3 protein-coding genes are annotated in these 7,809 nt (G+C 55.5%); 2 read left to right on the top strand and 1 reads right to left on the bottom strand.

Features of this window, described 5'->3' with window-relative positions; all coding sequences use genetic code 11:
- Window positions 1-399 precede the first annotated feature (399 nt).
- Window positions 400-3,333 (bottom strand): M43 family zinc metalloprotease, encoded by a 2,934-nt coding sequence (locus MRY86_RS16305; protein ID WP_293567888.1) that lies wholly within the window; start codon window positions 3,331-3,333, stop codon window positions 400-402.
- A gap of 386 nt (window positions 3,334-3,719) precedes the next feature.
- Here MRY86_RS16305 and MRY86_RS16310 point away from each other — a divergent pair, with 386 nt between their 5' ends.
- Window positions 3,720-4,409, top strand: a complete 690-nt coding sequence (locus MRY86_RS16310) for a DUF2064 domain-containing protein (protein ID WP_293567890.1) — start codon at window positions 3,720-3,722, stop codon at window positions 4,407-4,409.
- Window positions 4,410-4,543: 134 nt separating this feature from the next.
- Window positions 4,544-7,636 carry a TonB-dependent receptor gene (locus MRY86_RS16315; protein WP_293567892.1) on the top strand — a complete coding sequence of 1,031 codons (3,093 nt, stop codon included), beginning with the start codon at window positions 4,544-4,546 and terminating at the stop codon, window positions 7,634-7,636.
- The last annotated feature ends 173 nt before the right edge of the window (window positions 7,637-7,809 follow it).

Raw genomic sequence — 7,809 nt, forward strand, 5'->3', positions numbered from 1 at the left:
ACGATTAAGTGGTTTGCCACAGCAAACCTACTCAATGCCTGCCTTCGTGTCGGTACTTCGGCAGACAGGTCAGCATTTACGCTGGGAAGTGGCTTGCGCCTGTCCTGAAAAGCTATGCTTCGTCAGTGGCCGATGTCGCAAATCCAAGATCCCTGACGATACATGTCTGGATGTAAACACCCGCCAAACGCGCTAAAAAAGAATTAGCCAGAACCTTACCGGCCATTCTGGCACAGCAGGCGGGCTCAATTCCTTGATTTTCATGATGAATCCGCTCCAAATCAGTCTTGTGCTTTTTTAGTAGAGGCCCTTTACAGAAAAAAATCCCGAACACCAGCCTTGGCCAGCATTCGGGATGGATGAAGAATTTTTTGCTAAAGGCTTACAGGCCTGTTTAGTTTACCGCACTACCACAAAGCGGCGGACGATATGCTCCTGATTAGCGCTCAGGTGCAGGAAGTAAACGCCGGGGGCGAGTGTGGACGCGTCCATCTCATGTACGGAGGTGCCCACTTGCCCCAGCCACTGCTGCTGACTGATCACCCGTCCGTCTGTGCCGGTCACCATCAACTGTACCGGGCCTGCTTCAGGCAGGGTGAAGGACAGCTTGAGGTCGCCGTTGGTCGGGTTCGGGAAGAGGTTGATGTCAGCAATTTGTGGTGCAGCTTGTGCCTGCGGGCCACGGAAGTTACTTTGCTCAACCGATGGTTTCACATAGTCAGCGGTAAGTACAGTATTAGCCGTACGGGTACCGCTTTGACAACCGCTGATCACGATGTCATCCAGGTACACCCAATCGGAATTGCCGGAGGCATCACAACGGAAACGCAGGCTGGTGTTACTGGTGAACGGACCAGGGATGACCACCGCATCGAAGTAGCGCTGATTATTCTGGAACTCATCACCTCGGTTCCACTCTTCCACGGTGGTGTAGGTGCTGCCGCCATTGGTAGACACCTGAAGCCAGAAGTCTTCATTGGCATTGTCCATACTGACCGGGAAGTAGCTGAAATCGACTGTGAGTTCGCTGTAAGCGGTCAGGTCCAGGTTATCTGTAGTAAGCACGGAGGTACTGGAGTTGTCCCGAAGCGCCAGGCTAACAGACCCGGTATTGGGGTTGTTGTTGCTGCGGTAACAATCGCTGCCGCCATCATTCCAGATACCAAAGCCAGACTCAAAGCCTTCGCTGTTGAGCGTGAGGTAGGTACAACCGCCACCGCCTCCGCATGGTGCACAGCTGGAACCGCCGCAGTCCACGCCAGTCTCGTCACCGTTTTGGATGCCATCGTTACAGGTTGGGGCCGTACCGCCATCGCCTGCGCAGAAGTTGGTGCTTTCTGAAGACGCAAAAGCGCCACCGGAGGCCAGGGTGTTACCCAGTTCATCGCTCAGGCTGTAGGAGCCACTGCCGTAAGCACAGCAGATACCATCACCGTAAGAATCAAAGATGGTAAAGGTATAATCGCCACCCGAGAGGCTGAACGTTTCAGTAACGGCAGAGCCATTGGGCTGTGAACCATAGGGGCCGCCCGAAGCTACGGTAGTACCACCATCAGTCACGGTCCAGGTGGTTTCACCGGGATAGTTGTCGAGTACGATGGTCAGGGTGAAGTTGTTGCCGTTACTGCAGGAGGTATTGCAAGGTGCACAGTCCGGACCACCGCAGTCTACGCCGGTTTCGCTGCCATTTTGGATACCATCGTTGCAGGTAGCGCAGGGGGCACAGTCCGGCCCGCCGCAATCCACGCCAGTTTCATTGCCGTTTTGAATACCATCGTTGCAAGTCGGGCAGGCTGCACAGTCCGGGCCACCGCAATCCACACCGGTTTCGCTACCGTTCTGAATGCCGTCAGTACAGGTTGGGCAAGCCGGGCAGTTGGAACCACCGCAGTCCACGCCGGTCTCATCCCCGTTTTGGATACCATCGTTACAGGTTGGTGTAGGGCCGCCAGTGCAGAAACTGGTGCTTTCGCTGGAACCGAAGCTGCCACCGGATGCGATCACTGCGCCAGTGCCATCGGTCAGGGTGTAGGAACCGTTGCCGTAGGCGCAGCAGATGCCATCCCCATAGCTGTCACTAATGGTGAAGGTGTAATCGCCAGTGCCGAGGCTGATGCTTTCGGTAACGGTAGAGCCATTGGCTTGCCCGCCGTAAGTGCCACCGGAAGCTACCGTAGCACCACCGGCATCGGTAACGGTCCAGGAAGTTTCTGCAGGATAGTTATCGAGCGTGATGGTCAGGGTCAGGTTGGGGTCATTACAGGGACAGGGAGCGCAGCTGGAACCGCCGCAGTCCACGCCGGTTTCGTCGCCATTTTGAATGCCATCATTGCAGGTAGGCGTAACGGGCGTGCCGCAGGCTGTGGAGTTCAGCAGGCTGGCACGGGCGCCACCGGGCTCAAACAAGGCCCGCATACGTGCAGTCTGGCCTTGCGTGAAGAGGTTCATACAGCCATCATCGGAATAGTCCATGTAGTTTTGGAACATATCCGGCAGGTCACCGGTCCCTTCATTACAGGAGTTATTGCCGGGGAAATTACAAGGCGAACTTGTATAATTTGGCCCGCCAGCCCGTGGCGTATCGCTGACGAAGTCATCGGCATTACAGTTGCCATCACCCCAGATGTGGCGAAGGTTGAGGTAGTGCCCCACCTCGTGCGTACCGGTCCGGCCCTTATCGAAAGGTGCGGTAGCTGTGCCAATATCCCCGAAGTACTGGTAGTCTACAACCACTCCATCGGTACTGGCAGGGCCACCCGGGAATTGGGCGTAACCCAGAATGCCGCCGCTGATATCACAAACCCAAAAGTTCATGTAATCACTTGCCGGCCAGGCGTCTTTTCCACCACTGGAGTTGAACTTTACTTCGTCATTGGTACCAAAGGCGGTGACACTGGTGGGCGTGCGCGTAATGCCATCGGTTGGGTTGCCCTGCGGGTCAACGGTAGCCAGGCAAAACTCAATTTCCACATCGGCTGCTACGCCCTGAAATACAGAAGGCGTGTTGACTGCATCCGCATTCAGCCGGCGGAAGTCCTCATTCAGGATGTCAATCTGGCTTTGCACCTGAGCCGCGCTGATATTCTCGGTGGCATTGTTGTACACCACATGTACCACCACGGGTATGGTAATGGTGCCTGTCACCGAGCGTGAGGCACTTTCCAGAATCCGGGCGGTATGCTGTTCAATGTCTTTGAGCCGTTGTTCACGCTCCGGATGAATTTCATGCTGATGCTCCAGGTAGTCCATACTACCACAATTGCGCTGAGCCCAGAGGTTGCCCGTCAAGCCTAACATCAACAGGACAAAAAGGGTGTTCAATGTTTTTTTCATACTAATCCAATGTTTTGGTAATGAGAATAAAGAATCGGTCACAACGGTGTTGTGTTGCATTTTCTGGGGTGAGTGTTGTCTAGTCTGAAATAAATATTGTGATGGGATGGCTAAGCTAATAAATTATTTGGTTGCGAATTTGAATTTTCCGGAAAAAATATTTTGAATTAAATCCTGTTGGCAGGTAGGATTTTGGTTTGGTTGGAACACAGATTGGACTGATTTCGCAGATTTGCACGGATTTCGAGTGGTGGCATGCTTGTGTGGTGTCATCGGACTAGCAAGATCAGTGTCATCAGTCAGATCAGCGTCGTCCGTGTACTTCTAACCCTACTGTCCCAAAGCGGACACCCATCCCACCAATATTTTCCCTACTTTAGCACCCGATGAGCACCCAACTGCACAGCACAGCCCTTTTACTCTTCCTCCGCAACGAACAGGACGAAGCGCGCTGCAAGCCACTGGCGGGTAGCCAGAAGGCAAGTACTGCGCTCTTCCGGCGATTCAACCGCTATGCCATAAAGCAGGCGCGGCGTACCGGATTGCCGCTCTTTGTCATTCAGGGCGATCAGCAAGTGGGCGGCACCTTTGGCGAACGCCTGTCCAATGCTTACCAAGCTGTTTTTGATCTGGGGTACGAGCGGGTTATCGCTATCGGCAATGATTGCCCTGAACTAAATACCGGTGTGCTACTGCAGGCCGCAGGTACATTGGAGGACCATGGCTTGGTCCTTGGGCCAACGCAGGACGGTGGTGCTTACCTCATCGGGCTGCAGCGGTCCGCTTTCGACCCTACGGCTTTCGCAAATCTGCCCTGGCAAACAGATACGGTTTATGAAGCCCTTCAGGCTTTGGCCGGGGATGCGGTCGCCGTGCTCAGCACCTCTTTTGATGTAGACCACCCCGGAACCTTAAGCCGACAGTTTTGGCGCTTGCCAATTACCCTGCGCCGGGTACTGAGCTGTCTGATAGGGCAGGTGCATGGTACCGTTTTCCAATTTCATTGGCATCCCTTTCACCTGATCTTCTTGCGCTCCCTTGTGCTGCGTGCCCCTCCCTTCGCAGCTTGCCTGTAGCATTTTCCAGTGATGGAATAAAAATGAAGGCTTAGCCCCGCTAACTAATGCAGAACTGTTTCCGGTTATGATCTGATCCGGTGGGCATTTCCGTACATCTTTTCAAAATCTCACTATTTCAAATACTCACTTTTATGAAAATCCAATTGACGCTCCTGCTGAGCTTCATCACGACTGCTGGTTTGCTGGCACAGGCCGACCTAAACGTCAACCTCATCAATTACCTGACGGACGCGCCAGTTACCGGCATGGAAGTCCGCCTGCTCAATGAAAGCCGTGGCTTGGAGCGCTCGGCTACTACCAATGATCAGGGCGTGGCGACTTTCAAAGGCTTGCCTGAAGTCACAGGTTATATCGTGCTTACGGATGAGACAGAGGCCTTCCTTTCCGGAGAGTCGGACCCATTCAGCATCCGGTCCAACCAAAATCCAGCCATCACCCTGGCGCTGTTCGAAAACCGGCAGATTGCCCTTGATGCGGTGGAGGTTTCTGCGGCCTCTACCACCCAAATTAACAGTACCGACGCGGAAGTGTCCTTCGAGTTGAAACAACGGGAAATTGAAGAACTGCCCATCGAAGGGCGGGACATCACCCGGGTGCTCTTTCGCCTGCCCAACGTCTCTCAGGCCACGGGCTTCTATCCGGAAGCGCCCAATGTAGCTATTAACGGTGCTAATCCGCTCTTCACCAGCTACCTCATCGACGGCATGGACAACAACGAGCGCTTTCTGGGCGGACAGAAGTTTGCCATCCCAGTGGGCTTCGCGCGCAACATCACCGTATTGACCAACAACTACAGCGCAGAGTACGGCCTTACGGCAAATGGCATCGTCAACATCACCACCCGCAGTGGCAGCAATGAATTCGGCGGAGAAGCTTTCCTGATCACCCGCCCAGGACCGGTCATCGACGGGCAGTCGGACTTTGCGCAGCGCGATCTTTCCGGCAACCCGGTCAAAGACGGCTTTCAGCGCTATCAGGCGGGCGTGGGCTTCGGCGGCGCGATTGTACAGGATCAGACCTTTTACTACCTCAACGTAGAGCACACCACCGACCTGAAGGACAACCTCCTCAACTCTGATGCCCTGGGCGTAAACGAAACGGTACGCGGCGAGAACAACTTCACCTACATCTCCGGTAAGCTCGACCACAACTGGAGCCCCAATTTTACCTCCAGCCTTCGGGCGAACGTCGGCCTCGTGAATATCGAGCGGCAGGGCGGCGGGCTCGACGGGGGTGTTACTTTCCCCTCTGCGGGCAGTGTGCAGGACCGTAACTCCCTGCTGGTCGCCCTTAAGAACAACTACATTGGCGAAAACTTCAGCGCTCAAACCAATGTACAGTACAGCCGCTTCCGCTGGAACTACGGTCGGGCCCTCAACGGCCCCGGCCCGCAGGTGACGATTTTTAATCCCAATGACATCACCGTCGGCGTTATCGGCCACCCGGGCTTTATCTTCGACGAAACGGAAAACACGGTGCAGTTCCAGCAAAAATTCAATTACTACGCCGGCAACCACACCCTGAAAGCCGGCCTGGCAGTCATCTCTGCCGACCATCAGCTCTTCGGGGGCGGCAATGTGGATGGCAACTACACCGTGCGCCTCACCCAAGACCAACTCGATCAGGTGCGGGGGCTCGGCCGGGGCAGTGCCCTGAATGTGAACGACATCCCGGGCGATGTGGAAGTTCTGGGCTATGCGGTGGAGCTGCGCCCTACTTCCTTCGGTGCGCGGCAGACCATCTACTCCGCCTATCTGGAGGACGAATGGCGGGCGACCTCCCGCCTGACCGCCACCCTTGGCCTGCGCTACGATTACGACAACCTCTCCGCCGGTGGCTCCGATGAGGGCGATTACAACAACATCGCGCCCCGCCTCAACCTTAACTACAAGCTCGGGCGGCGCAGCAGCCTCCGAGGGGGCTACGGCATTTTTTACGAAAAAATCCCCTACGCCATCTACAGCGATGCGCTGCAGCAGAACACCACAAGCGCCGACTACCGCAAGCAAATTCAGTACTTTGTCGATCAGGGCATACTGCCTGCGGATACGGATGTGAGTGCTGTCACCTTTGAGGGCAACCTCAGTGGCTTCGCCTCCAACGTAGGCTATCTGCAAGGCCCCTCCGCGGAGAGCCTGCAAGAACAGCGCGAGGGCGTCTTCAGCAACGAGCGCCGCATCCTTAACCCCAACGGATACGACAACCCCTACACCCACCAAATGGCGCTGGGCTATCAGCTGCAGATGAACAACAACAGCCTGTTCTTCGTCGACCTGGTGCACAACCGCTCCTTCAACCTGCTGCGCCTGCGCAACCTTAATGCCGCCGCCCCCTACAAAATAGATCCGGACAACCCGCAGGTGCGCACCATTGCCGAAGCCGATGCCTCCCGCCCGCTACCGATTATTGACGGCAACAGCGCGGTGATCAACGGGGAGACGCTGACCGGCGTAGCCCGCAATGTGGTAATGAGCGAAACCGCCGGCGAGTCGCGCTACTACGCCGCAAGCTTCAACTTCCAAAAGGCGAGGGGAGAGGACGACTACAGCTTCCGCCTCAACTATACCCTGTCGTACCTGGAGAACAACACCGAGGATATCAACTTCCGCGCTATGGATGCCAATGACTTCGAAGCGGAGTGGGGACCGAGCATCAACGACCGCCGCCACATCATCAATACCATCTTCACGTACTATCCGGTAGAAAACCTATCGCTGACCGTGGCCGGCCTGATCCAAAGCGGGCAGCCGATCAACCGCACGCCTCTGCCGGTCAGCTACGTGGTGGTGGATGAGAATGGCAACCCCGTGCAGCAGCAGCTCACCGCTCCGGACGGCACCCCTGCCTTCGACCAAAACGGCGATCCCATCCTGGTAGACGTTACTACTTCCACTACCGATCTCAACGGCGATGGCGCCTCCTTCGGCGATGCCTACGTGGGCAACAGCGACCGCTTCCCGGGCGAAAGCCGCAATAGCGACCGCCTGCCCTGGTCCAATACCTTTGATGTGGGCTTGCAGTACGATTTTCAGCTGGGCAGCAATGAACTGCAGTTGCGTGCGGATGTCTTCAACGTGTTCAACACCCAAAACCTGAGCGGCTACAGCAACAACGCCACGCAGTCGAATCAGATTCAGCCCGGCTCAGCAGCAAGCGGACGGCTGATCCGCCGGAATGCAAGTGCGCCGCGGCAGTTTCAGTTTACCTTGCGGTACGTGTTTTAGTAACATGCGACTTCTACGAAGTCGTGATGAAAATCAGGACTTCGTTAGAAGTCCCACATTGCTAACCCCGGCTAAAATCAAAGAAACCGACCTCGTAGAGGTCGCATATTAAGTTGTTTAGTTTAGTAGCATGTTGCTCTACCTGGCTTTACTGGGTAGACAGGTTTCACGCA

This window comes from Phaeodactylibacter sp., assembly GCF_022763345.1.
Classification (GTDB): domain Bacteria; phylum Bacteroidota; class Bacteroidia; order Chitinophagales; family Saprospiraceae; genus Phaeodactylibacter.